This is a genomic window from Bradyrhizobium sp. BR2003 (assembly GCF_009720285.1).
Taxonomy (GTDB): Bacteria; Pseudomonadota; Alphaproteobacteria; order Rhizobiales; family Xanthobacteraceae; genus Bradyrhizobium; species Bradyrhizobium elkanii.
In genome coordinates, this window is the sequence record NZ_SMYJ01000014.1 from 121,010 (window position 1) to 145,280 (window position 24,271).

Annotated in this window: 25 protein-coding genes; 5 read left to right on the plus strand and 20 right to left on the minus strand. The window is 65.4% G+C overall.

Going from position 1 to position 24,271, the window contains the following annotated elements:
• The first annotated feature begins 26 nt into the window (after window positions 1–26).
• On the plus strand, window positions 27–1,253 hold the full coding sequence (locus E2I15_RS08995; protein ID WP_137479767.1) for an ABC transporter substrate-binding protein: 1,227 nt from the start codon (window positions 27–29) through the stop codon (window positions 1,251–1,253).
• 194 nt (window positions 1,254–1,447) lie between these two features.
• Here the strand turns inward: E2I15_RS08995 and E2I15_RS09000 are convergent, their stop codons facing one another.
• The 10 genes from E2I15_RS09000 to E2I15_RS09045 all read right to left on the minus strand — a co-directional run bounded on the left by E2I15_RS09000 (window position 1,448) and on the right by E2I15_RS09045 (window position 11,805).
• Window positions 1,448–1,867, minus strand: coding sequence for a hypothetical protein (locus E2I15_RS09000; RefSeq protein ID WP_283810536.1), 420 nt, complete (start codon window positions 1,865–1,867; stop codon window positions 1,448–1,450).
• Complete coding sequence (locus tag E2I15_RS09005; protein WP_137479766.1) at window positions 1,837–3,084, minus strand: MFS transporter; 1,248 nt, start codon at window positions 3,082–3,084, stop codon at window positions 1,837–1,839. Before E2I15_RS09005 ends, E2I15_RS09000 begins: the two co-directional genes overlap by 31 nt.
• On the minus strand, window positions 3,081–4,463 hold the full coding sequence (der, locus tag E2I15_RS09010) for a ribosome biogenesis GTPase Der (RefSeq protein ID WP_137479765.1): 1,383 nt from the start codon (window positions 4,461–4,463) through the stop codon (window positions 3,081–3,083). The genes E2I15_RS09005 and der overlap by 4 nt, the downstream gene beginning before the upstream one ends.
• 52 nt (window positions 4,464–4,515) lie before the next feature.
• Window positions 4,516–5,070: a hypothetical protein gene (locus E2I15_RS09015; RefSeq protein WP_137479764.1), complete on the minus strand. Its 555-nt coding sequence runs from the start codon at window positions 5,068–5,070 to the stop codon at window positions 4,516–4,518.
• An 86-nt stretch (window positions 5,071–5,156) separates the two neighbouring features.
• Entirely contained in the window at window positions 5,157–5,813 is a 657-nt protein-coding gene (locus tag E2I15_RS09020; RefSeq protein ID WP_016839891.1) for a tetratricopeptide repeat protein, read from the minus strand.
• Between the two features lie 354 nt (window positions 5,814–6,167).
• Window positions 6,168–7,778: a class I adenylate-forming enzyme family protein gene (locus E2I15_RS09025; RefSeq protein ID WP_137479763.1), complete on the minus strand. Its 1,611-nt coding sequence runs from the start codon at window positions 7,776–7,778 to the stop codon at window positions 6,168–6,170.
• A gap of 10 nt (window positions 7,779–7,788) precedes the next feature.
• Window positions 7,789–8,610 carry a 3-methyl-2-oxobutanoate hydroxymethyltransferase gene (panB, locus tag E2I15_RS09030; RefSeq protein WP_137479762.1) on the minus strand — a complete coding sequence of 274 codons (822 nt, stop codon included), beginning with the start codon at window positions 8,608–8,610 and terminating at the stop codon, window positions 7,789–7,791.
• A 2-nt stretch (window positions 8,611–8,612) separates the two neighbouring features.
• On the minus strand, window positions 8,613–9,197 hold the full coding sequence (locus tag E2I15_RS09035) for an NnrU family protein (protein WP_137479761.1): 585 nt from the start codon (window positions 9,195–9,197) through the stop codon (window positions 8,613–8,615).
• A gap of 149 nt (window positions 9,198–9,346) precedes the next feature.
• Entirely contained in the window at window positions 9,347–9,958 is a 612-nt protein-coding gene (locus E2I15_RS09040) for a UCP034077 family protein (protein WP_137479760.1), read from the minus strand.
• A gap of 227 nt (window positions 9,959–10,185) precedes the next feature.
• A complete protein-coding gene (locus E2I15_RS09045) occupies window positions 10,186–11,805 on the minus strand; it encodes a peptide chain release factor 3 (protein WP_018271257.1) in 1,620 nt (539 codons plus the stop codon).
• 153 nt (window positions 11,806–11,958) lie between these two features.
• Between E2I15_RS09045 and sugE the strand changes: the two genes are divergently transcribed.
• Complete coding sequence (gene sugE, locus E2I15_RS09050; protein ID WP_137479759.1) at window positions 11,959–12,273, plus strand: quaternary ammonium compound efflux SMR transporter SugE; 315 nt, start codon at window positions 11,959–11,961, stop codon at window positions 12,271–12,273.
• Window positions 12,274–12,331: 58 nt separating this feature from the next.
• Here the strand turns inward: sugE and E2I15_RS09055 are convergent, their stop codons facing one another.
• The 7 genes from E2I15_RS09055 to E2I15_RS09085 all read right to left on the minus strand — a co-directional run bounded on the left by E2I15_RS09055 (window position 12,332) and on the right by E2I15_RS09085 (window position 18,799).
• Window positions 12,332–13,336: an inorganic phosphate transporter gene (locus E2I15_RS09055; RefSeq protein WP_137479758.1), complete on the minus strand. Its 1,005-nt coding sequence runs from the start codon at window positions 13,334–13,336 to the stop codon at window positions 12,332–12,334.
• Between the two features lie 13 nt (window positions 13,337–13,349).
• Window positions 13,350–13,994, minus strand: coding sequence for a DUF47 domain-containing protein (locus E2I15_RS09060; protein ID WP_057019846.1), 645 nt, complete (start codon window positions 13,992–13,994; stop codon window positions 13,350–13,352).
• Between the two features lie 145 nt (window positions 13,995–14,139).
• Window positions 14,140–15,108 (minus strand): branched-chain amino acid ABC transporter permease, encoded by a 969-nt coding sequence (locus E2I15_RS09065; RefSeq protein WP_137479757.1) that lies wholly within the window; start codon window positions 15,106–15,108, stop codon window positions 14,140–14,142.
• Window position 15,109: 1 nt separating this feature from the next.
• Window positions 15,110–15,973: a branched-chain amino acid ABC transporter permease gene (locus E2I15_RS09070; protein WP_137479756.1), complete on the minus strand. Its 864-nt coding sequence runs from the start codon at window positions 15,971–15,973 to the stop codon at window positions 15,110–15,112.
• Window positions 15,974–16,037: 64 nt separating this feature from the next.
• On the minus strand, window positions 16,038–17,267 hold the full coding sequence (locus tag E2I15_RS09075; protein WP_137479755.1) for an ABC transporter substrate-binding protein: 1,230 nt from the start codon (window positions 17,265–17,267) through the stop codon (window positions 16,038–16,040).
• Between the two features lie 40 nt (window positions 17,268–17,307).
• Window positions 17,308–18,051: an ABC transporter ATP-binding protein gene (locus E2I15_RS09080; protein ID WP_137479754.1), complete on the minus strand. Its 744-nt coding sequence runs from the start codon at window positions 18,049–18,051 to the stop codon at window positions 17,308–17,310.
• A complete protein-coding gene (locus tag E2I15_RS09085; RefSeq protein WP_137479753.1) occupies window positions 18,044–18,799 on the minus strand; it encodes an ABC transporter ATP-binding protein in 756 nt (251 codons plus the stop codon). Before E2I15_RS09085 ends, E2I15_RS09080 begins: the two co-directional genes overlap by 8 nt.
• Window positions 18,800–19,139: 340 nt before the next feature.
• Here E2I15_RS09085 and E2I15_RS09090 point away from each other — a divergent pair, with 340 nt between their 5' ends.
• Complete coding sequence (locus E2I15_RS09090) at window positions 19,140–19,301, plus strand: hypothetical protein (RefSeq protein WP_155262286.1); 162 nt, start codon at window positions 19,140–19,142, stop codon at window positions 19,299–19,301.
• A 3-nt stretch (window positions 19,302–19,304) separates the two neighbouring features.
• Window positions 19,305–19,922 (plus strand): hypothetical protein, encoded by a 618-nt coding sequence (locus E2I15_RS09095; protein ID WP_137479752.1) that lies wholly within the window; start codon window positions 19,305–19,307, stop codon window positions 19,920–19,922.
• 45 nt (window positions 19,923–19,967) lie between these two features.
• On the opposite strand, the gene E2I15_RS09100 is transcribed toward E2I15_RS09095, so the two are convergent.
• From E2I15_RS09100 to E2I15_RS09110, 3 genes are all read right to left on the minus strand, one after another.
• Complete coding sequence (locus E2I15_RS09100) at window positions 19,968–20,336, minus strand: ArsC family reductase (protein WP_137479751.1); 369 nt, start codon at window positions 20,334–20,336, stop codon at window positions 19,968–19,970.
• Between the two features lie 277 nt (window positions 20,337–20,613).
• The gene (locus E2I15_RS09105; protein WP_137479750.1) at window positions 20,614–21,123 is read right to left on the minus strand and encodes a cytochrome P460 family protein; all 510 of its coding nucleotides are present in this window, start codon (window positions 21,121–21,123) and stop codon (window positions 20,614–20,616) included.
• Window positions 21,124–21,202: 79 nt separating this feature from the next.
• Window positions 21,203–22,243, minus strand: a complete 1,041-nt coding sequence (locus tag E2I15_RS09110) for an alpha/beta fold hydrolase (RefSeq protein WP_137479749.1) — start codon at window positions 22,241–22,243, stop codon at window positions 21,203–21,205.
• 265 nt (window positions 22,244–22,508) lie between these two features.
• On the opposite strand from E2I15_RS09110, the gene E2I15_RS09115 reads away from it, so the two are divergent.
• The gene (locus E2I15_RS09115; RefSeq protein WP_137479748.1) at window positions 22,509–24,062 is read left to right on the plus strand and encodes a winged helix-turn-helix domain-containing protein; all 1,554 of its coding nucleotides are present in this window, start codon (window positions 22,509–22,511) and stop codon (window positions 24,060–24,062) included.
• Window positions 24,063–24,271 lie beyond the last annotated feature (209 nt).

A 24,271-nucleotide genomic window follows, 5' to 3' on the forward strand; every position in this document is an offset into this window, starting at 1 on the left:
GAGCTTTAGACAGTGGAGGGAATTTCATGACAACGACGTTTGCGCGGCGCTGCGCCGCGCTTCTTGCTTGCGCTGCACTCGGCTTCTCAACCTCTGCGTTCGCGCAGGACAAGACCGTCAAGATCGGCGTGCTGAACGATATGTCGAGCCTCTATGCCGACATCGGCGGACCGAACTCGGTGGTCGCGATCAAGATGGCCGTCGAGGATTCCGGCCTGCTCAAGAAGGGCTGGAAGATCGACGTCCTGAGTGGCGACCACCAGAACAAGCCCGACGTCGGCGTCAACATCGCTCGGCAGTGGGTCGACAACGAGAAGGTCGATGCGATCGCCGACACGCCGAACTCCGGCGTGGCGCTTGCGGTCAACAACCTCGCCAAGGAGAAGAACATCGTCCTGCTGAATTCGGGCGCAGCGACCGCCGACCTCACCGGCAAGGCCTGCACGCCGAACACGATTTCATATACCTACGACACCTACATGCTGGCCAACGGCACCGGCAAGGCACTGACGAAGGCCGGCGGCGACACCTGGTTCTTCCTGACGGCCGACTATGCATTCGGCCACGCGCTTGAGCGCGACACCACCGCGGTCGTCAACGGCAATGGCGGCAAGGTGCTCGGAAGCGTCAAGCATCCGATCAACACCGCCGATTTCTCGTCGTTCCTGCTGCAGGCACAATCGTCCAAGGCCAAGGTGGTCGGCCTCGCCAATGCCGGCGGCGACACCACCAATGCGATCAAGCAGGCGGCCGAATTCGGCATCGTTTCCGGCGGCCAAAAGCTCGCGGCGCTACTGCTGTTCATCAACGACGTGCATTCGCTCGGGTTGAAGACCGCGCAAGGCCTGACGTTCACCGAATCCTTCTACTGGGACATGAACGACCAGACCCGCGCCTGGTCGAAGCGGTTCGCCGCTTTGGCCAGCAAGAACGCGATGCCGTCGATGACCCAGGCCGGCAACTACGCGATGGTGCTGCACTATCTCAAGGCGATGGAAGCGCTCGGCGGCAATCCGCATGACGGCGCCAAGGTCGTCGCCAAGATGAAGGAATTGCCGACCGACGACCCGCTGTTCGGCAAGGGCCCGCTGCGCGCCGACGGCCGGCGCCTGATTCCGGCCTATCTGTTCGAGGTGAAGAAGCCCGAAGAGTCCAAATACCCGTGGGACTATTACAAGCTGATCGCCACCATCGCGCCGGAAGACGCCGCGAAGCCGCTTGAGGCCAGCGACTGTCCGCTGGTGAAGAAGTGACCGCGTAGCGGTCATTCCGGGCGCGCAACGCGCGAACCTCAGGGGCGAGTGCGCCCCGGAGAATCTCGAGATTCCGGGTTCGATGCTGCGCATCGCCCCGCAATGACTTTTTGCATCTTCTTACTTCGATCCAACGCCGCCAAGCGATCCATATTCCGCTTGGGCGGCGTTGAGCTTTCGGCAGCGCCGAAAATTCAGCCGCGCTTGTGCGCCGATGCCGGCTTTGTGGCCGGTGCAGGCCGCGGCGATGCCGCGCGTGCCGCCGTCGTCCTGGACAGCTTTGTTGTCTCGGTCGCACCCTGCTCCATCGCGGTCCACTTGCTGTCGTCGAGCAATCGCGCGAACAGGCGGTCGCGCTCCGCCTCGGTCAGCGACAACATGCCGAACAACGAGCTCAGCAGCAGCCCCCGCGCCGCCGCCCAGCGCAGCAGCGCGAGATCGGGATCCCTCGCCTCGGCCTTCATCAGCGCGACCTTCTTGATGTCGACATCGCGCGGCATCGCCATCAATTCGGGATTCTCGTTCATCGCGACGGAATAGAGCGTCTCGTGGTGGATCCGTTCGGCGAGCGGCTTTGCCAGCCCTAGGCTTTCTTCGCCGCCGTCGCGCGCCAGGCGATGGCGAGCGCGAGCAGCAGCAGCGCGCCGGCCAAATAGAACGGCGCGCCGGGCAGCTTCACCGGCACGTTGTCGCCGATGAAATACGCGAAGATCAGCGTGAACAGGAACGGGCCGATCAATTCCGACATGCTCTGCACGCTCGATGTCGCGCCCTGCAGCTGGCCCTGCTGGTCGGCGGCGACGAGCTGCGTCGTCAGCGCCTGCGTCGCAGCGCCCGAGAGGCCCCACAGCGCCATCACGGGAATGCCGATCCAGAACAGCTGGCCGGTCGGCGCGACGCCGAAGATCACGAAGCCCAGGGCGCCGCAGACAAGGCCGAGGAACAGCGCGTTGCGCTCGCCGAGGCGCTGCACGATCGGGCCGATCGCCGCGCCCTGCACGATCATGCCGCAGAGGCCGACCAGCGCCAGCGTCGCACCGACGGCGCCGGTGTCCCAGCCATAGCGATAGGTGGCGTAGAGCACGAACACCGAGGGCAGCACGACATGCGCGAGCTGGCCGAAGAACGTCGCCAGCGACAGGCCGGCGAGCGTCCGGTTCGAGCGCAGAAAATGCAGCGCGCCGATCGGATTGGCGCTCTTCCATTTGAACGGCGCGCGCCGCTCCACGGGCAGCGATTCCGGCAGGATGAGCAGGCCGTAGAGCCCGTTGACGAAGCTCAGACCCGCCGCCGCCCAGAACGGCAGCCGCGGATCGATCTCGCCGAGCAGGCCGCCGAGCGCCGGTCCGAGGATGAAGCCGGCGCCGAACGCGACGCCGATCTTGCCGAACATCGCGGCGCGCTGCTCCGGCGCGGTGACGTCGGCGATATAGGCGAACACGGTCGAGATGCTCGACGAGGTGATGCCCGAGATCGCCCGCCCGATGAACAGCCAGATCAGGTTCGGCGCCAGCGCCATCAGCACATAGTCGGCGGCGAGACCGAAATTCGACAGCAGCACCACCGGCCGGCGGCCGAAGCGATCGGACAGTGCGCCGAGGATCGGCGAGCAGACGAACTGCATCAAGGCCCAGATCGAGCCGAACACGCCGAAGATGCGCGCCGCGTTGGCGGTGTCGTTGTTGACGAAGCCCTCGATCAGCTTGGGCAGGATCGGGATGATGATCCCGATCGCGAGCATGTCGAGCAGCAGGGTGATGAAGATGAAGATCACCGCGCCGCTGCGCGGTTGCGCTTCAGCAACCGTGTCGCTCTCCCCCCCTTCGCTCACGACGGCCGTTTGCGCTTGTGTGCGAACGGATTGGCCTTCTCGCGCAGCGTGATTCTAACAGGCGTGCCCGGCAGATCGAAGGTCTCGCGCAGCGAGTTGATGAGGTAACGCAGATAGGATCGCGGGATCGCGTCGGCGCGCGAGCAGAACAGCACGAAGCTCGGCGGGCGCGCCTTCACCTGCGTGATGTAGTTCAGCTTCAGCCTGCGGCCCGAGACCGCCGGCGGCGGGTTGGCCTGGATCGCCTGCTCGAACCAGCGATTGAGCGCCGAGGTCGGCAAGCGCCGGTTCCAGACCGCATAGGCCTCCTGGATCGCCGTCATCAGGCGGTCGATGCCCTCGCCCATCAGGCCGGAGACGGCGACGATCGGCGCGCCCTTGACCTGCGGCAGCCAGTGGTCGGCATCGGTGCGCAGTTGCGAGATCTGGTTGGGTTTGCGCTCGACGAGGTCCCATTTGTTGACCGCGAGCACGATGGCGCGGCCTTCGCGCTCGATCAGGTCGGCGATGCGCAGGTCCTGCTCCTCGAACTTGTTCTGCGCGTCCATCATCATCACGACGACTTCGGCAAAGCGCACCGCGCGCAACGCGTCGGCGACCGAGAGCTTCTCCAGTTTCTCCTCGATCCGCGAGCGGCGGCGCAGGCCGGCGGTGTCGAACACCCGGAACTGGCGGCCCTGCCAAGTGATCTCGACCGCGATGGAATCGCGCGTGGTGCCGGCCTCGGGACTGGTCAGCAGCCGCTCCTCGCCGAGCAGATGGTTGATCAACGTCGACTTGCCGGCATTCGGCCGGCCGACGATGGCGACGCGGATCGGGCGCTGCGCGGCCTCCTCCTCCGAGATGTCCTCGTCATCCTCGAGCTCGTCGTCTTGCTCCGGTGTCTCCGGCACCAGCGCGCTCAGCGCCTCGTGGAGGTCGCCCATGCCCTCGCCATGCTCGGCCGAGATCTGGACGGGATCGCCGAGCCCGAGCGCGTAGGATTCCATCGCGCCGATCTCGCCATGCTTGCCCTCGGCCTTGTTGGCGACCAGCACCACCGGCTTGTTGGCCTTTCGCGCGAAGTCGGCGAAGGCACGATCGGTCGGCGTCAGGCCGACGCGGGCGTCGATCACGAACATCAGGGCGTCGGCGAGCTCGATCGCAGTTTCGGTCTGCTCCTGCATCCGCGCCGTCAGCGAGCCCTTGGCGCCTTCGTCGAGGCCCGCAGTATCGATGATGGTGAAGTCGAGGTCGTAGAGCTTGGCCTGGCCCTCGCGTCGGTCACGTGTCACGCCGGGCTCGTCGTCGACCAGCGCAAGCTTCTGGCCGACCAGCCGGTTGAACAGCGTCGACTTTCCGACATTGGGCCGGCCGATAATGGCGATGGTAAAAGACATGGATCATCCAGGCGCCGCGTCGCGGCGCGCGTCAATGAATTGAAGCAGGAGCCTAGCGGCTAAATCCGCCGCTCGGTAGCGGTGCGGGGAAGGCGCCGCCGGATTGTTGCGTGGTCTGGGTCTGCTGGGCCGGCGCCGCGGGCTGCGCCTGCTGATCGTCGGCGGGTGGCGCGGTGGTGCGGCGGCGGACGATCTTCTTCGGCTTCGGCTCCGGCGGCAGCGCGGCGGGCGCGCCCTCCTCGGCTGCGGCATCGGGCGCAGCCGCCTGATCTGCGGCCGGCGCTGCCCTGCCCTTGGCGTGCTTCTTGGCGCCCTTCGGCGGCTCCGGCGGCGGGGCCGGCTGGGCGGCGGCTGCCGCGGCGTTCTGCTGATCGAGCTGTTCCTGCTGCGAGCCCTTGTACAATTCCTTCGGCACGCCCTGCTCGAGGCCGGGCACGCCTTCGGGGAATACCGGCTTGCGGTCGCCCTGAAGCTTCTTCTTGGTATCGAGGAAGTCGAGCAGGTCGCTCGGATCGAAATTGGACATGCCGCCACCGCCGCAACCCGCCAGCACGCTGCAAAGCGCTGTCAGTACTGCGGCTGCGATCAGGCGTTGCGAGCGGCGCATGGTCGATCTCTCACTCAAACTCGGGTTTTGTCTGGGCATGATCCGATCGGAAAACCGGTTCCCACTTTTCCGGATCATGCCTCAAGTCAGCTTTTCGCGACCGGCGGCAACAAGGCCTGCAGCGCCTCGGCGCGCGAGCGCATGCTCGGCGGCGTCTCGCCGTCATTGGCAATCTGGTCGAGCCACTGCCGCGCGGCGGTGGCATCGTTGGCGCGCCAGGCCGACAGCGCCAGCAGCTCGCGCGCGGAATGGCGGAACGTCGAGTCCTTCGCCGTTGCCGTCGCCTCCAGCCGTTGCAGCATGTTCGGATAGGTGGTGGTCTCCATCAGGATCTGCGCGGCGCGGATCCGCGCCAGGTCCTGCTCGGGACCGCCGACGCTGCGGTCGGCTGCGATCTCGTCGTAGAGCTTCGCGGCAGCCGGCTGATCGCGGGTCGCGACCTCTGCGGCCATGCGCAGCCGCGCCAGGTTGCGGTAACCCGACGGCGCCTTGGTGATGAGGGCGGCAAAGGCGGCCTCGGCCTCGGCGTGCTTGTTTTGATCGGACAGTTCGACGGCGCGGTCGAACGCCGCGCCGGCCTCGGCGGCCTTCCTGGCCTCGAGATACTGGTAGCCGCGCCAGCCACCGACGCCCGCAACGATCAAGATCGCCAGGGCGATGATAAAGAGCGAGTACTTGTCCCACAGCTTCTTGAGCTGATCGCGACGGACTTCCTCGTCGACTTCGTCAAATAATTCAGACACTTAAGGCTATCCCATCCCCTCGGGACCGCTGCCATCGGTGGGGCCCAGCCCCTACCCGATCCCCACATCGCGGCGGCGTTACCCTAATGGTGTGGCGGAGGCAAGGCAAAGCGAGGCGGATCAAAGCGTTAACGGGGGACGTTTGCAGCGGCATACGACAGCGGCCGGCTCCCTCTCCCGCTTGCGGGGGAGGGTTGGGCTGGGGAGTCTCCACGAGTCGGATCAATGAAAGTGTCCCTGTGCGAAGAGAGCCCCTACCCGGATCGCATCCGACGATGCGATCCGACCTAAGAGCGAGCTACGCTCGTCTCGACCCCGCAAGCGGGGAGGTGCACCGCACCGAGTTCGTGGATGCTACGTCGACGCCCGCTGCGCCCCTGCTGATAGGCTCTCGCGCAGCTGCCGCTTGATCACCTTGCCGTTGGCGTTGCGCGGCAGCGGCACTGATGTCAGCGCCATGGTCTCCGGCACCTTGTAGTCGGAGAGCCGCCCGGCGCACCAGGCGCGCAGGCTCTCCGCATTCACGTCGGTGCGGGTCACGATCACGGCGTGCACGCGCTCGCCGAGCACCGGGCACGGTTTGGCGATGATCGCGCTCTCGACCACGGCGGGATGGCCGGCCAGGACGGACTCGACCTCGGCGGAATAGATCTTCAGTCCGCCGCGGTTGATCATGTCCTTCTGGCGGTCGAACACGCGGACGAAGTTCGCCGCGTCGATCGAACCGAGATCACCGGAATGCCAGAAGCCGGCCGTAAAACTCTCGGCGGTCGCGTTCGGATTGTTCCAGTAGCCCTTGATGACCGAGGCGCTGCGGATCCAGAGCTCGCCGATCTCGCCGCGTGGCAGTTCGCGGCCGTCGGCGCCCATCACGACGATCTCGGCGCCGGGGCACGGCAGGCCGACGCTGTCGATATGGGCGGCGGTCAGTTCGCCCGGCATCAGCGTCGAGGGCGACGTGGTCTCGGTCGCGCCGTAGCAATTCGCAAGCTTCAGCCCGGGAATCTTGGCGTCGAGTTTTTCGATGGTTGCGACCGGCATCGGCGCGCCGCCGAAGCCGCCGATCCGCCAGCTCGACAGGTCGTAGCTGTCGAAATCCGGCTGCATCAGGCAGAGATTGTACATCGCCGGCACCATCACCGTGTAGGTGACGCGCTCGCGCGCCGCGACCTTCAGATATTCCGAGGCCTTGAACTCCGGCATGATGATCAGTGCGCCGGCGCAGCGCGCCATCGTCGTGATGTTGGCGACCGCGCCGGTGACATGCGCGAGCGGCACCGCGGCGATCGAGCGATCGGCCCTGGTCAGCTTCAGGCACGAGGCGAACACCATCGAGGAGTGGATGATGTTGCAATGCGCGAGCATGGCGCCCTTCGGCCGGCCCGTGGTGCCCGAGGTGTAGAGGATCATCGCGGTGTCCTCTTCCCTCACCTGTGCCGGTGCCTGGGCCGGAGCGTTGTCGGCGAGGCCAGCGAATTGCGACGCGCCGCCGTCGCTGACGGAAATGCGATGCTTGAGACCGGGAATGTCGGCGGCATCGGGGATGCGATCCGCGAGCGTGGCTTCATGGACCAGAAGCGTCGCGCCGCAATCGTTCAGCACATAGGCGATCTCGGGCTTCTGCTGGCGCGTCGAGAGCAGCACCGTGACCAGCCCGGCATGCGCGGCGGCGAACATCATCAGCACGAATTCGATGCGGTTGCCGAGCAGGATCGCGACGCGGTCGCCGGGCGCAAGGCCGAGTTTTGCAAAGCCCGCCGCGACCTTGGCCGATTTCTCCGCGACCTCGCGCCAGCTCAGCCGCGTCGCGCCGCAGACCAGCGCCTCGCCGTCGCCGTTCTGCGCAACGGCGTCCGCGATCATCGCCCACAGGCTGCCGGGCCGTTCCGGAAAAGCCGGCACGACGCGGTCGCCGAAGCGCGGCTCGAGCCGCATCGGCGGAATTGCGTGCTGCGACCAGTCCATGTCTGCCCCGTCAGCTCTTCTTCATGCCGTAGACGTGCTCCGGCCCCGGGAAGGCGCGGCTCTTCACGTCGCGCGCATAGCCAGCGACCGCCTCCTCGATCGCGGGGCCGAGATTGCCGTAGCGGCGTACGAATTTCGGCGCGCGCGACGACAGGCCGAGCATGTCCTCCAGCACCAGCACCTGGCCGTCGCAGGCCGCGCTGGCGCCGATACCGATGGTGGGAACGGCGATCGCTTGCGTGATCTTGCGCGCCAGCGGCTCGGCGACCGCCTCGACCACGATCGAGAACGCGCCCGCCTCCGCGATAGCCCTGGCGTCGTTCTCGATCGGCGCCCAGTTCTCCTCCTCGCGCCCCTGCGCGCGGAACGAGCCGAGCGTGTTGATCGATTGCGGCGTCAGCCCGATATGACCCATCACCGGAATGCCGCGCTCGGACAGGAACGCCACCGTCTCGGCCATCCGCACGCCGCCCTCGAGCTTGACCGCGCCGCACAGCGTCTCCTTCATGATCCGCACCGCCGACCGGAACGCCTGCTCCTTCGACTCTTCATAGGAGCCGAATGGCATGTCGACCACGACCAGCGCAGCTTGCGAGCCGCGCATCACCGCGCGGCCCTGTAGGATCATCATGTTGAGCGTGACCGGCACCGTGGTCTCGAATCCATGCATCACGTTGCCGAGGGAGTCGCCGACCAGGATGGCGTCGCAATGCTTGTCGAGCAGCGCCGCGGTGTGCGCATGGTACGACGTCAGCATCACGATCGGCTCGCCGTTCTTGCGGGCGCGGAGATCGGGCGCGGTCTTGCGCTTGATGGCGGATTGAACAGACATAGTCAGGCTCCCATGACAGGCACGCCGATCACGACCGGGTGGAACGCAAACGCCAGCGCCAGATAGACGATGACACCGACCGCAATCGCGATCAGGTCGTTGGTTGGGCCCCCCACCGGAATCGGCGGCGCGCCGGCATCCGCGCGGCGCTTCAGCGAGATGCGGTCATAGACCGCCCAACCGAGAAACGAGCCGAACAGGATGATCGAGCCGAGATCGCCATTGGCGAGCAGATGCGCGAACGCCCACAGCTTGACGCCGGCGAGCATCGGATGCTTCAGCGTGGTGTAGATGCGGCCGCGGAGATAGGAGGCGACGACCAGGATGACGGCGGGCAGCATCAGCGCCACCGCGATGTGCTTGAACGCTGTCGGCGGCGTCCAGACGTCGATCCATCCGGTCGCGCGATAATGCGCAAAGCCCCAGATGATCAGCACGAGCCCGGCCGCGGAGGCGAGCGAATAGGCGATCTTGTAGACGCCCTCGCCCATCGCCTTGATCAGGCCGGCGCGCATCTCGCGCAGGCTGGACAGCACATGGACGCCGAGGAACAGCACGAGACCCAGGATCATGACGAGCAGTCCCACGATGTTCCTCCCCTGATCGATCAATGCCCTCGCGTATCACCTTCGCCGGGCGGGTGGCAATGCGTCAGCCACGCGCTCCGTCATTCCGGGATGACCCGCAGGGCCGGGCCCGGAATCTCGAGGTAAAGCGCGCCCCGGAACGACGTGTCTCACGGCTTGTCGGCCGATTTGGCCAGCTCGCGGTTGTCGACATAGCGGATCATGATCGGCCGGCCGGCCAGCGCCCCGCCCAATCCGCCGGTGAATTTCAGCGGCAGGCAGGCATCCAGCGAGGCATTGATCGCATTGAGGTAGGTGGTGCGGGTGTCGGCCGGGATGCCGCGCGTCGAAAATGTCAGGCGCGGCGCGCCGATCATCTCGCCGGTCCGCTTGAAGCTGAAGCGCACCGACATCTGCATGCCCTCGCGCGCGTCGTCCGGCGGTGGCGGCGCCCAGCAGGCGCGCAGCGCGGCGAAGAGATCGCCGATGGTATCGAGATCATGATCCGGCTTGCGGTACTTCTCGGCCTGATCCTGCGGTGGCACGGTCAGGATCGTGAGCTGGAGATTTTCGCCGTACGGATAATCGATCTCGGGCAGGCATGGCCCGTGGTTGAACACGCTGCAATAGGATGGGATGCAGGGCCCGCTGTCGAGCACGCTGCAGGGCGTGTGCGCGAACGGCACCGGGTTGGTCTGATGCCGCTGCCGCGCGGAGGCAGCGCCCGCGAGCGCAAAGGCCAGCACGGCAAAAGCGAGGCAGATGACGACGCGTCGGAGCATGCAGGCGAACCCGGATTGCGCTCCGGGGAAAATGGTGCCGCAGCCGGACCGCGGCAAGCGGGGCCGCGTTCACGTCCTCGCGCTTTTATCGCCATCACCGCACTGTCTGTCATCGCCCCGCTCGACCGGGCGATCCCGTATTCGAGAGACCGCTGTGATTGACCGCTAAGGCCGCGGCGTACCGGGTCCCCGGGTCCAGCCGGGGGACGACACCGAGTCTGCGGAGGCTACGCCTTCTTCTTCACGTCCTTGACGTTGGAGAAGGTGATGCCCTCGGCGCGCTCACGGGTGTAGCCGAGATAGAACTCGTTCTTGGCCATGAACACGGGATCACCGTCGACGTCGTCGGCGATGCCGGAATTGTTGGCGGCGATGAACGCGTCGAGCTGCTTGCGGTCGTCGGACGAGATCCAGCGCGCCAGCGAGAATTCAGAGATCTCGAACTCGACCGGCAGCGAATATTCCGCATCGAGCCGCGCCTTCAGCACGTCGAGCTGCAGCGGGCCGACCACGCCGACCAGCGCCGGCGCGCCGTCGCGCGGGCGGAACACCTGCACGACGCCCTCCTCCGACATCTGCTGCAAGGCTTCCTTCAGCTTCTTCGCCTTCATCGCATCGGTCAGCCGGACGCGGCGGACGATTTCCGGCGCGAAGCTCGGCACGCCGACAAAGGTCAGATCCTCGCCCTCGGTCAGGGTGTCGCCGATCCGCAGCGTGCCGTGGTTCGGAATGCCGACGACGTCGCCGGCAAAGGCCTCGTCGGCGACCGAGCGGTCCTGCGCGAAGAAGAACTGCGGGCTCGACAGGCTCATGTTCTTGCCGGTGCGCACCAGCTTGGCCTTCATACCGCGGCTGAGCTTGCCCGAGCACAGCCGGGCGAAGGCGATGCGGTCGCGGTGGTTCGGATCCATGTTGGCCTGGATCTTGAACACGAATGCGCTCATGCGCGGCTCCGATGCCTCGACCTTGCGCAAATCCGAGTCCTGCGCGCGCGGCGCCGGCGCGAACTTGCCGAGGCCTTCCAGCAGATCGCCGACACCGAAATTGCGCAGCGCGCTGCCGAAATAGACCGGCGTCAGATGGCCTTCGCGGAACGCCGCGAGCTCGAACGGCTTGCAGGCTTCCGAGGCCAGCGCGAGCTCGTCCTTGACCTCGGCGACGTCGAGATTGGGGTTGCGCTTGCCGAGATCGGCGATGTCGATCTGCTCGGTGGCGCCGGTCTTGGCGCCGCCGCCCTCCAGCAGCCGCACGCCGCCATTGACGACGTCATAGGTGCCGAGGAAGTCGCGGCCGCGGCCGACCGGCCAGGTCATCGGCGTGGTGTCGAGCGCCAGCGTCTTCTCGATCTCGTCCAGAAGCTCGAAGGTGTCGCGGCTCTCGCGGTCCATCTTGTTGATGAAGGTGATGATCGGGATGTCGCGCAGCCGGCACACCTCGAACAGCTTTCGGGTGCGCGCCTCGATGCCTTTCGCGGCGTCGATCACCATGACCGCGGAATCGACCGCGGTCAGCGTGCGGTAGGTATCTTCCGAAAAGTCCTCGTGGCCCGGCGTGTCCAGCAGGTTGAACACGAGGTCGTTGAACTCGAAGGTCATCACCGAAGTGACGACCGAGATGCCGCGCTCGCGCTCGATCTTCATCCAGTCCGAGCGCGTGTTGCGCCGCTCGCCCTTGGCCTTGACCTGGCCCGCGAGATTGATGGCGCCGCCGAACAGCAGCAGCTTTTCCGTCAGCGTGGTCTTGCCGGCGTCCGGGTGCGAGATGATCGCGAAGGTGCGCCGTCGCGCCACTTCCTCTGAAAGCGGCGAGCGGGACGGCGATTCGGCTGAAACTGAAATGTCGGACATGGCGGGGCATTTGGCAGGGAAAACGGGCGCAATCAAGGGCGTTTTGTCGCAATGCGGAACGGCCGCACCGTCCCCATATAGGCACCGGAAGGACGACCTTCTCCTCACCATACCATTCGCGGGGACGACCCTGCCTTTTCTGGAGGGTTCGTGATGGCTTGGACCATTCTGTTCACCGCTGGCCTGCTCGAGATCGGCTGGGCGATCGGGCTGAAATATACAGAAGGTTTCTCGCGGCTGGTGCCGTCGGTGCTGACGCTGGCGGCGATGGCCGGCAGCGTGATCCTGCTTGGCCTCGCGCTCAAGACGCTGCCGATTGGAACCGCCTATGCAGTCTGGACCGGGATCGGCGCGGTCGGCACCGCGGCGCTCGGCATCATCCTGCTCGGCGAACCCGCGACCGCGATGCGGCTGGCCAGCATCGGGCTGATCGTGTCCGGCATCGTCGGGCTGAAGCTGGTCGGCTGATGACTTCCTTGGGGCGCGTTTTCTTAACACGAACCGGCTTCCGCTTCGCTCGAAAACGCTACCTCAGAATCTGCACCGCCCAATAGCTCGCGGCTGCGACCGCGGCCGACGCCGGGATCGTGATCACCCAGGCGTAGACGATCGAGCTCGCTACATTCCAGCGCACGGCGGAGAGCCGCCGTGCCGCGCCGACGCCGACGATGGCGCCGGTGATGGTGTGTGTGGTCGATACGGGAACCCCGAGATAGGTCGCCATGAACAGCGTCGCGGCGCCGCCGGTTTCGGCGCAAAAACCCTGCATCGGCGTCAGCTTGGTGATCCGCAGCCCCATGGTGCGGACGATCCGCCAGCCGCCCATCAAGGTGCCCAGCGCCATCGCGCTCTGGCAGGCCAGCACCACCCAGAACGGAATCTCGAAGGTGTCGCCGAGATGGCCCTGCGAATAGAGCAGCACGGCGATGATGCCCATGGTCTTCTGCGCGTCGTTGCCGCCATGGCCGAGCGAATAGAGCGACGCCGAGGCGAATTGCAGGATGCGGAAGGCGCGATCGACCGCGAACGGCGTCGAGCGCACCGAGAGCCAGGACACGATCGCGACCAGCACCAGCGCCAGCAGGAAGCCGACCAGCGGCGACAGCACGATCGCGAGCAACGTCTTGGAGAGCCCGCTCCACACCGCCGCCGAAATGCCCGCCTTCGCCATGCCGGCGCCGACCAGGCCGCCGATCAGCGCGTGCGAGCTCGACGACGGAATGCCCAGCGCCCAGGTGATCACGTTCCAGACGATCGCGCCGACCAGCGCGGCGAAGATCACGGTCGCATCCACCACCGACGGCTCGATGATCCCGGTGCCGATGGTATTGGCAACGTGCAGGCCGAACACCAGGAACGCGACGAAGTTGAAGAACGCCGCCCAGAACACCGCATATTGCGGCCGCAGCACGCGGGTCGAGACGATGGTCGCGATCGAGTTCGCGGCGTCGTGCAGGCCGTTCAGGAAGTCGAACAGCAGCGCGACCGCGATCAGGATGGTCAGAATCGGAAGACCCAGCGTGGCGTCCACGTGAACGACTCCGCTACACTTGCTCGATCACGATCGAGTTGATCTCGTTGGCGACGTCGTCGAAGCGGTCAGCCACTTTCTCGAGATGATCGTAGATCTCCGCGCCGACGATGTAGTCCATCGTGTTGGCGTCGCGGTGCTTCAGGAACAGCTCCTTGAGCCCGATATCCTGGAGATCGTCGACCCGGCCCTCGAGCTTGGTCAGCTCCTCGGTGATCTGGGTCAGCATCGAGACGTTGTGGCCGATCGACTGCAACAGGGGCAGCGCGCGGCCGACCAGATTGGCACATTCGACGATCAGGCCGCCCATCTCGCGCATCGGCGGCTCGAACTCGCGCACCTCGAACAGCATGACCGCCTTTGCGGTCGCCTGCATCTGGTCGACCGCGTCGTCCATCGAGGTGATCAGGTTCTTGATATCGCCGCGATCGAACGGGGTGATGAAGGTGCGGCGAACCGCGGTCAGGACCTCGCGGGTGACGCTATCGGCGTCGTTCTCGAACTGATTGACGCGCTGGCAAAAGACGGGTGTCTCCTCCCCGCCCTTCAGCATGTCCTGCAACGCCAATGCGCACTGCACCGAGGTCCGGGCGTGGCGGGCGAACAGGTCGAAAAAGCGCTCTTCCTTGGGCAGGAAAGCGCGAAACCACCGCAGCATGTCTCAGTTCCATCGTTCCGGGGCAGCCCTTTTAGCGGCTGTCACAGAACTGTCATAGAGCATCTGGCGGGGAAAGCATCGGGATCGACCGCCCAAACGGGCGGTCGTCCACCGCTATGTCGGCCGAAAATCGCCGAGACCTGCCCTACAGCGACCGCCGCAACAGGTGGGCCAGCTCGCCGACCAGGCCGCGCCGGAACAGCAGCACGCAGGCCACGAAGATCACGCCCTGGATCACCGTCACCCACTGGCCGAAACCGGCGAGATATTGCTGCATGGCGATGATCACGAAGGCGCCGACCACCGGGCCGAAGATGGTGCCGAGACCGCCGACCAGCGTCATCAGCACGATTTCACCGGACATCGACCAGTGCACGTCGGTGAGCGAGGCATTCTGCGCCACGAACACCTTCAGCGAGCCGGCAAAGCCCGCCAGCGTGCCCGACAGGATGAAGGCGAGCAGCTTGTACTGGTCGGTCTTGTAGCCGAGCGATATCGCCCGCGGCTCGTTCTCGCGGATCGACTTCAGCACCTCGCCGAACGGCGAGTTGATGGTGCGGTAGATCAGCAGGAAGCCGGCGAGGAAGCCGACCAGCACGACGTAATAGAGCACCATCGGCTTCGACAGGTCGAAGATCCCGAGCAGGTGGCCCTGCGGGATGCCCTGGATGCCGTCCTCACCATGGGTGAACGGCGCCTGCAGGTAGATGAAGTAGAGCAGCTGCGACAGCGCCAGCGTGATCATCGAGAAATAGATGCCCTGCCGCTTGATCGAGATGTAGCCGGTGGCGAGGCCGAGCAAGGCCGCGGCCGCGGTGCCGACCAGGATGCCGAGTTCGGGCGACAGTCCCCACACCTTCAGCGCGTGCGCCGAGACGTAACCGGCGGTGCCGAGGAACATCGCGTGGCCGAACGACAGCAGGCCGCCATAGCCGATCAGGAGGTTGAAGGCGCAGGCGAGCAGCGCGAAGCACAGCGCCTGCATGACGAAGAACGGATAGATCCCCGTCCACGGCACGATCGCCAGCAGCAGCGCCATCGCAGCGAATACGATCATCTCGTCGCGCATCGCGCGCGGCGTGATCGGAAGTGTATCGTCGGTCAATGCTGACATATCAAGCCGCCCGTCCCGTCAGTCCCGTTGGCTTCACCAGCAACACCACCACCATCAGGACAAACACCACGGTGTTGGAGGCCTCGGGATAAAAATACTTGGTCAGTCCCTCGATCACGCCGAGCGCGAAGCCGGTGATGATCGATCCCATGATCGAGCCCATGCCGCCGATCACGACCACCGCGAACACCACGATGATGAGATCGGCGCCCATCAGCGGGCGGACCTGGTTGATCGGCGCCGACAGCACGCCGGCGAGCGCGGCAAGACCGACGCCGAGCCCGTAGGTCAGCGTGATCATGCGCGGCACGTTGATGCCGAACGCGCGCACCAGCGTCGGATTCTCGGTCGCGGCGCGCAGATAGGCGCCGAGCTGCGTCTTCTCGATCAGGAACCAGGTCGCAAGGCACACCACGAGCGAGAAGACGACGACCCAGCCGCGATAGACGGGTAAGAACATGAAGCCGAGATTGACGCCGCCCTTGAGCTGATCCGGGATCGAGTAAGGCAGGCCCGAGGAGCCGAAATAGTTCTGGAACACGCCCTGCACGATCAGCGCGATGCCGAAGGTCAGCAGCAGTCCGTAGAGATGGTCGAGGCCGGTCAGCCATTGCAGCATGGTCCGCTCCAGGATCATGCCGAAGATGCCGACCACGACGGGTGCGATGATCAGCGCCCACCAGTAATTGATGCCGCCCAGGTTGAGCAGGAAATACGCCACGAAGGCGCCCATCATGTAGAGCGCGCCATGCGCGAAATTGATGATGTTGAGCATGCCGAAGATGACGGCGAGCCCCAGACTGAGCAGCGCGTAGAACGAGCCGTTGATCAGTCCCACCAGAAGCTGTGCGTAGAGAGCCTGCATCGAATGAGCTTTCGCTGGATAGATGAAGCCCGCCGGCCACGCCCATGGCCGGCGGGCATGATCGTCACTTCTTCAGAAGCGGGCAGGTGCTCTTGTCGAGCGGCGTGAAGGCCTGGTTGCCCGGCACGGTGCCGACCAGCTTGTAGAAGTCCCACGGTCCCTTGGACTCCGAGGGCTTCTTCACTTCGAACAGATAGGCGTCGTGGGTGACGCGGCCATTGGCCTCGACCTCGCCCTTGCCGAACAGCGGATCGTCGGTCGGGATCGTCTTCATCTTCGCGACCACCTTGGCACCGTCATGCGGATTGCCGCCGAGCGCTTCCAGCGCCTTGAAGTAATGCGTGAGGCCCGCATAGACGCCGGCCTGCACCATGGTCGGGGGCGCGCTGTTCTTCATCCGCTCCGAGAAGCGCTTGGAGAAGGCGCGGGTCTTGTCGTTGAGGTCCCAGTAGAACGTCTCGGTGAAGTTGAGGCCCTGCGCGGTCTCGAGCCCGATCGCCTTGACGTCGGTGAGGAACAGCAGCAGCGCCGCGAGCTTCTGGCCGCCCTTGACGATGCCGAACTCGGCCGCCTGCTTGATCGAGTTGGTGGTGTCGCCTCCGGCATTGGCAAGGCCGATGATCTTGGCCTTGGAGGCCTGCGCCTGCAGCAGGAAGGAGGAGAAGTCAGCGGTGTTGAGCGGATGCTTGACGCCGCCGACCACCTTGCCGCCATTGGCGGTGACGACGGCCGTGGTGTCGCGCTCGAGCGCCGCGCCGAACGCGTAATCGGCGGTCAGGAAGAACCAGGTGTCCCCGCCCGCCTTCACCAGCGCCTGGCCGGTGGCGTGGGCGAGCATGTAGGTGTCGTAGGTCCAGTGCACGGTATTCGGCGAGCACTGCGCGTTGGTGAGATCCGAAGTGGCGGCGCCCGAATTGATGTAGACGCCGTTCTTTTCCTTCACGACGTTGTTGACCGCGAGCGCGACGCCGGAATTCGGCACGTCGGCGATGGTGTCGACCTTGTCGACGTCGAACCACTGGCGGGCGATAGTGGTGCCGATATCCGGCTTGTTCTGGTGGTCGCCGGAGATCACGTCGATGGTCCAGCCCTTCGCCTTCAGGCCGGAATCCTCGACCGCCATCTGCGCCGCCAGCACCGAGCCGGGACCGGCGAGGTCGGCGTAAAGGCCGGACTGATCGGACAACACGCCGATCTTGACCGTCTTGTCGAGCTTTTCCTGGGCGGAGGCGACGCTTGCAGCCGAGAGCACCATCGCGGTGCCGAGCAGGAGCGCGGAAACCTTGTTCTTCATGTCGTATTCCCTCGTCTTAAATTTTCTGGTTCTGGCGATATCAGACGCCGAGATAGGTATGGAGCTTGTCCATGTTGGCCGACAGCTCGGAATTGGCGAAGCCGTCGATCACCTTGCCGTGCTCGACAATGTAGTAGCGGTCCGCGACGGTCGAGGCGAAACGGAAATTCTGTTCGACCAACAGGATGGTGAAACCCTGCGACTTCAGGCGCGCAATGGTGTGCCCGATCTGCTGAATGATGACCGGCGCCAACCCTTCGGTCGGCTCGTCCAGCATCAGGAAGCGCGCGCCGGTCCGCAGGATGCGCGCGATCGCCAGCATCTGCTGCTCGCCGCCCGAGAGCTTGGTGCCCTGGCTGGTGAGGCGCTCCTTCAGGTTGGGAAACAGCGTGAAGATCTGGTCGAGCGACAGGCCGCCCGGGCGCACCACCGGCGGCAGCAGCAGGTTCTCGCGCACGTCGAGGCTGGCGAAAATGCCGCGCTCCTCGGGACAGAATGCGATGCCGAGCCGCGCGATCCTGTCCGAGGTGGCGCGGATGATTTCCTGATTGTCGAAGCGGATCGAGCCGGAGCGCTTGCCGATGACGCCCATCACCGACTTCAACGTGGTGGTCTTGCCGGCGCCGTTGCGGCCGAGCAGCGTCACCACCTCGCCGGCCTTCACGTTGAAATTGATGCCGTGAAGGATGTGGGATTCGCCGTACCAGGCCTGCAAATCCTTGACCGTCAGCACGTCGGCGCCGGCCGCAGCCACGGGCTTCTCCGCCAGTTTTGCCTCAGCCATGACCCGCTCCCAGATAGGCTTCCTTCACGCGCTCGTCCTTGGAGAGGTCGGCGTAGTTGCCCTCCGCCAGCACCTGCCCGCGCGTCAGCACGGTGATGATGTCGGAGAGATTGGCCACCACCGAGAGGTTATGTTCGACCATCAGGATGGTGTATTTCGCGGAGATCCGCTTGATCAGCGCCGCGATCTTGTCGATGTCCTCGTGGCCCATGCCGGCCATCGGCTCGTCGAGCAGCATCATCTCGGGGTCGAGCGCGAGCGTCGTTGCAATTTCAAGTGCGCGCTTGCGGCCGTACGGCATCTCGACCGCCGGCGTGTTGGCGAATTCGCTCAAGCCGACGTCGTTCAGGAGTTCGCGGGCGCGCGGATTGAAGCGGTCGAGCACGCTTTTCGAACGCCAGAAATCGAACGACGAACCGTGTTGCCGCTGCAGCGCCACGCGAACGTTCTCGAGCGCGGTCAGATGCGGAAATACCGCCGAAATCTGAAACGAACGGACCAGCCCGAGCCGCGCAACGTCGGCCGGCGGCATCGCGGTGATGTCGTGGCCCTTGTAGCGAATCTGGCCTGCCGACGGCTTCAGGAATTTGGTCAGCAGATTGAAACAGGTCGTCTTGCCGGCGCCGTTCGGCCCGATCAACGCATGGATACTGCCCCGACGCACTTTCAACGCGACGTCGCGAACGGCGAAGAAACCCGCGAATTCCTTGGTCAATCCGCTGGTTTCGAGGATGAACTCATCGGCCAAATAGATTCCCCCATCCGCCATCGCTGCGAAGCCCCTCGCCCGCGTGGCCAGCTTTTTTCGTGTCCGACAGGCGTCCGATCCGTCTTGGAAACCGTCCGGGGCCCGTCGCCTCCGGGCCGGAATATGCCGTCATCTGCGGCAGTTACGCAAGGTGCAAAGCTGTGCAGTGCGGCATCCGCGTGACCGGTTCCGGTTGATCCTTAGTCGAATGGCATTTCGGCGCGCTTTGCGCCTCGGGAAAGCGGTCGTTAACGGTGTTTTGCTCCGGACTCCCGCTTTCATAGAATATTTGCGCCTCTCGCCGAAGCTCCGGGCCATTGCATGATGAATGGCTAGAGCCTTGCATTTCGAGCGCGCCAGTTCTTCGGTCGTCAAGTCGATCCCGCAACGTGATTTCCCCGGCACGTGGCTGCGACTTTATGCCCGCAGCCAAACCATCCCGCACATCGATGAACTTGTCCCCGGCCGCATCCCGTTCGGGGATGTGCTCGAACTCGGCTAGCCGATGCAATTCAGAAGCGCCGATCCATCGGTGGTCAAATCGATCACGCAGCGTGTGCTGCTGAACGCCTGGCTGCGCGCGCTGCGCATGCCGGACGCGGTTCCCCTGGTGTGCGACTTCCATACCGAGGGCAGCGCCGACGAGCGCGCCGACATGATGAGCTTTGACGTGATCGGCAGCGGCGAGGCCGCGCGTTTCCTGATCACGCAGGAAGGCGCGAGGTTGACCACGGCCTATGGCAACGAGCACGTCGAACCGCGACAGCGCACCAACCGTTATCTCGATGACGCGATCGGCCCGGAGCGCTACGCCGGCGTCATCCTGTCCTATCGCGCCTGCCTGGCGCGCAAGCGCCCGACCTACACCGTTGCGGAGGTCACCGACGCCGACGGCAAGGAGGTCTCCTATGAACGGCTGCTCTTGCCGTTCGGACGCGGCGATACCGTCGAACACATCGTCGGCTCCTACAAGGCGATCAGCATCGAGGGCCGCTTTCGGCTGCACAATCTGATGGGCGTGGCTGCGAAGTCGGCCCCTGTGGTCACGGAGCGGGCCGTGATCGACCGCAGGTTCGTGCCCGCAGATCGTCCGGCGAGCCATGATTCAGTCGAGCTGATCTAGACGCGTTGCTTCACGCGAAGCGCTCATCCCATCGCTGGAAGCGCCTCAGCCCTTCTTGCGCGCCTTTGCCGGCACTTCCTTGGCATAGATGTCCGGCTTGAAGCCGACGACGCGCTTGCCCCCGAGATCGAGCACCGGGCGCTTGATCATCGACGGCTGCTCGGCCATCAGCGCCAGCGCCTTGCGTTCGTTCAACCCTTCCTTGTCGGCATCGGGCAGCTTCTTGAAGGTCGTGCCGGCGCGGTTGAGCAGCGCTTCCCAGCCGACCTCCTCGCTCCACTGCTTGAGCTTGTCCTTGGCGATCCCGGCGGTCTTGTAGTCGTGGAAGTCGTAGGCGACGCCGTGATCGTCGAGCCAGGCCCGCGCCTTCTTCATGGTGTCGCAGTTCTTGATGCCGTAGATGGTGATGGTCAAAGCCGTTCCCCGCATGCGATTGCGGCGGGGAAACTAGCGCCGCTGTCACCGCAACGCCAGATCAGACCGCACGAGGATGTGAAGAAGGCGTAGTGCCCATACTCGGTGTCGTCCCCCGGCTCGACCGGGGACGCAGTACGCCGCGGCATCTCCGAATCTCACAGCCGCCTCTGGAATACTGGATCGCCCGGTCCATGTGCGCGATTGCACACAGGCCGGGCGATGACAGCGGGGTTATGGCGAGAAAAAGCAGTCTCCACACCGATAATGCCGGCGCTCAATGCGCATAGCGCGTGAAGACGAAATCGTGATCGCTGGCGTGCGCCTCGTGGCAGGCGAAACAGGTCTCGTGCTGCGCGGCATCGACCGGCTTGCCGTCGATGAAGCGACCAAAACCCCAGCCGCCGGTCGCGGCATATCTGGCGGCGTCCTTGACCATGACCTGGACCGTGGTCGCAGGCCCCGTGATGAAGGCGCCGTCGAGGCCCGCAACCGGCTTGCGCTTCCAGGCCAGCTTGACCAGCACGGTGCCGTCGGGGAAACGCGCGGCGCCGTCCTGATAGGCCTTCACGGCGGTCGCGTTGCCGAGCACGCTGCGCAACTCGTCGAGCCCGGTCTCCTCGCCGACCGCGATCAGCTTCCAGTCGCGATAGCCGCCTGGAATTTTCACGCCGAAGATCGGCGACGCCGGTGCCGCGTCATCGGCATGCCCGACGGCGAACGGCAATGACGCGCTGATGCAGGCTGCCGCGATCGCGGCAGCTGCCCATTTCACAACCTGTCTCATGATCCCTGATCCGCGCTCTCGATTCTTGTTTGACGCGTTTTCTTCACGCGAACCGGTATCCACTTCGCTCGAAAACGCTCTAGACCTTGCTGACGTCGATGATGGCCTGGGTGAAGGCCTCCGGCGCTTCCTGCGGCAGATTGTGGCCGATGCCGCCGGGCAGCTGGCGATGCTCGTAATGCCCGGAGAACTTCTTGGCGTAGGCCGCGGGCTCCGGATGCGGCGCGCCGTTGGCATCGCCCTCCATCGTGATGGTCGGGATCGCGATGACCGGCGCCTGGGCCAGCGTCTTCTCGAACGCATCGTACTTCGCCTCGCCCTCGGCGAGCCCGAGCCGCCAGCGATAATTGTGGATCACGATATCGACATGATCAGGGTTTTCGAACGCGGCCGCGCTGCGGTCGTAGGTGGCGTCGTCGAACTTCCACTGCGGCGACGCCAGCTGCCAGATCAGCTTGTTGAAATCGTGCCGGTTCTTGGCATAGCCCTCACGGCCGCGCTCGGTCGCGAAATAGAACTGGTACCACCATTGCAGCTCGGCCTTCGGCGGCAGCGGCATCTTGCCAGCGGCCTGGCTGCCGATCAGGTAGCCGCTCACCGAGACCATGGCCTTGCAGCGCTCGGGCCAGAGCACCGCCATGATGTTGGCGGTGCGCGCGCCCCAATCATAGCCGCCGAGCACAGCCTTCTCGATCTTCAGCGCGTCCATCAGCGCGATGATGTCGGCTGAGACCGCGACCGGCTGGCCGCTGCGCATGGTGTCGCCGGAGAGGAAGCGCGTGGTGCCATAGCCGCGCAGATGCGGCACGATCACGCGGTAGCCGGCCTCGGCCAGCGCCGGCGCGACGTCGGCATAGCTGTGGATGTCGTAGGGCCAGCCGTGCAGCAGGATCACCGCGGGACCGGACGCAGGCCCCATCTCGACATAGCCGGTATCGAGCACGCCGGCATTGATCTGCTTGACGGGACCGATCGAGGTGTGGGCGCCGGCCTTGATCGCGGGCAGTGCCGGCTTGGACTGGGCCTGAGCCGAACCGATGAAGCCGAGCCTGGAAGCGGCAAGGATCCCGCCGGCGATGCCGAGGAAGCGGCGGCGTTGCTGATTGATGGATTGGGACATGGCGATCTCCTGCGTCTGGTGTCGGGATGGACTATTGCAGAGACCGCCCCCGTCCGCTTTCAGAGGACGTGGACTTGTCCTTCAGACCGTCGTGATTTTGGCTCCGGGCCGCCTGTGCTAGAGCGTTTTCAAGCGAAGTGGACACCGGTTCGCGTGAAGAAAACGCGTCAAAATAAGAATCTAGAGCTCCGTTCCGATTCCATCGAAACGGAAAAGGCTCTAGGTTCCGCCCCGCATTCAGCCGCCGGCCGCCGGACTATCGAATTTGACTTACCATTTCAACGACTTGACCCTCGATTCCGAGCGCCGCGAACTGCGCCGTGGCGATGCCCTGCTAGCCGTCGAGCCGCAGGTCTTCGACCTCATCGAGTTCCTGATCCGCGCCCGTGATCGGGTGGTCAGCCGCGATGAGGTGCTGGCCGCCGTCTGGCACGGCCGGATCGTCTCGGAAGCGACGCTGAGCAGCCGGATCAACGCCGCGCGGACCGCGATCGGCGACAATGGCGAGGAGCAGCGGCTGATCCGCACCCTGCCCCGCAAGGGTCTCCGCTTTGTCGGCGATGTCAGGGAGGACACCGCGCACGATCGTCCGGTTGCAGACAGTGCCGGCCCGCCGCGGCCGAGCGAGGGCCCGTCGATCGCGGTGCTGCCCTTCACCAATATGAGCGGCGATCCCGAGCAGGATTATTTCGCCGACGGCATCGCCGAGGACATCACCACCGCGCTCGCGCGTTGCAGCCGTCTCACCGTGATCGCGCGCAACTCCGCCTTCACCTACAAGGGCAAGGCGGTCGACATCCGCCAGGTCGGGCGCGATCTCGGCGTCGGCTATGTGCTCGAGGGCAGCGTCCGCCGCGGCGGCGATCGGCTGCGCATCACCGGACAGCTGATCGACGCCACTTCCGGCGCGCATCTGTGGGCCGACCGCTTCGACGGCGCGGCCACCGACGTGTTCGACCTGCAGGACCGCATCACCGAGAACGTGGTCGGCGCCATCGAGCCGACCTTGCTCGTCGCGGAGGCCGAGCGGGTACGCGCCGCGCCGCCGGACAGGCTCGACGCCTACGACCTGCTGCTGCGCGCCTACAGCCTGCGTTACGAGTTCACGCCCGAGAGCATGGAAGCGGCGCTCGACTGCCTCGACCAGGCGCTGGCGCTCGACCCGTCCTACGCGCCGGCGCTGGCGGCCTCCGCCTATTGTCATGCGATGCGCCATGTCCAGGGCTGGCTGAAGCCGAACGATGCTTACCGCGAACGCGCGGTCGCGCAGGCCTGGCGCGCGGTCGAGCTCGCGCCTGGTGATCCGCAGGTGTTGTGGATGGCGGCGTTCGCGATCTGGAACATGGCCGACGAGATCGAGCCCGCGCGCGACCTGTTCGAGCGCTCGCTGGCAATCAACCCGAACTCGGCGATGGCGCTGGTGCTCGGCGGCTGGATCGAGGCGATGCGCGGCAATCAGCAAGCCGGCCGTGCCATGATCGAGCGCGCGCAACGGTTGAACCCGCGCGACCCGCGCGGCTGGTTCGCCGCCGCGGCGCTGGCGATCTGCGCGGTGCTCGACCGGAATTTCCCTGAGGCGGTGATGTGGGCCGACAAGGCGCTGGCGCAGAACCGCCGCTTCGCGGTGGCGCTGCGCGTGCTGATCGTCGCGCTGGTGAAGACCGGCGACAACGCACGCGCGGCCCAGATCGCGCGCGAGCTGCTCAAGGTGGACCCGGAGTTCACGATCTCCGGATTCCTGTCGCGGATTCCGTTTCCGGTGGAGGAGATGTCCGCAACCTATCGTGAGACGCTCAAGGCGGCCGGCGTCCCGGACTGACGCCGCCCGGAGGGCGCGACGACCATTCACCCGTGGTACGCCGCGCGACCTGCCTGGCAGCTTCGGCGTGATGGTCAGCGTCGACGGGGGCGGTCGGGCCCGAAAGCAGACGCATTATGCTGACGTTGGGTTCTGCCAGTTTGACCCAAAGCGGACGTCTTCTCCCGATGATTGACGGCTCACCACCCGGTCAACACCTCACGCTCATG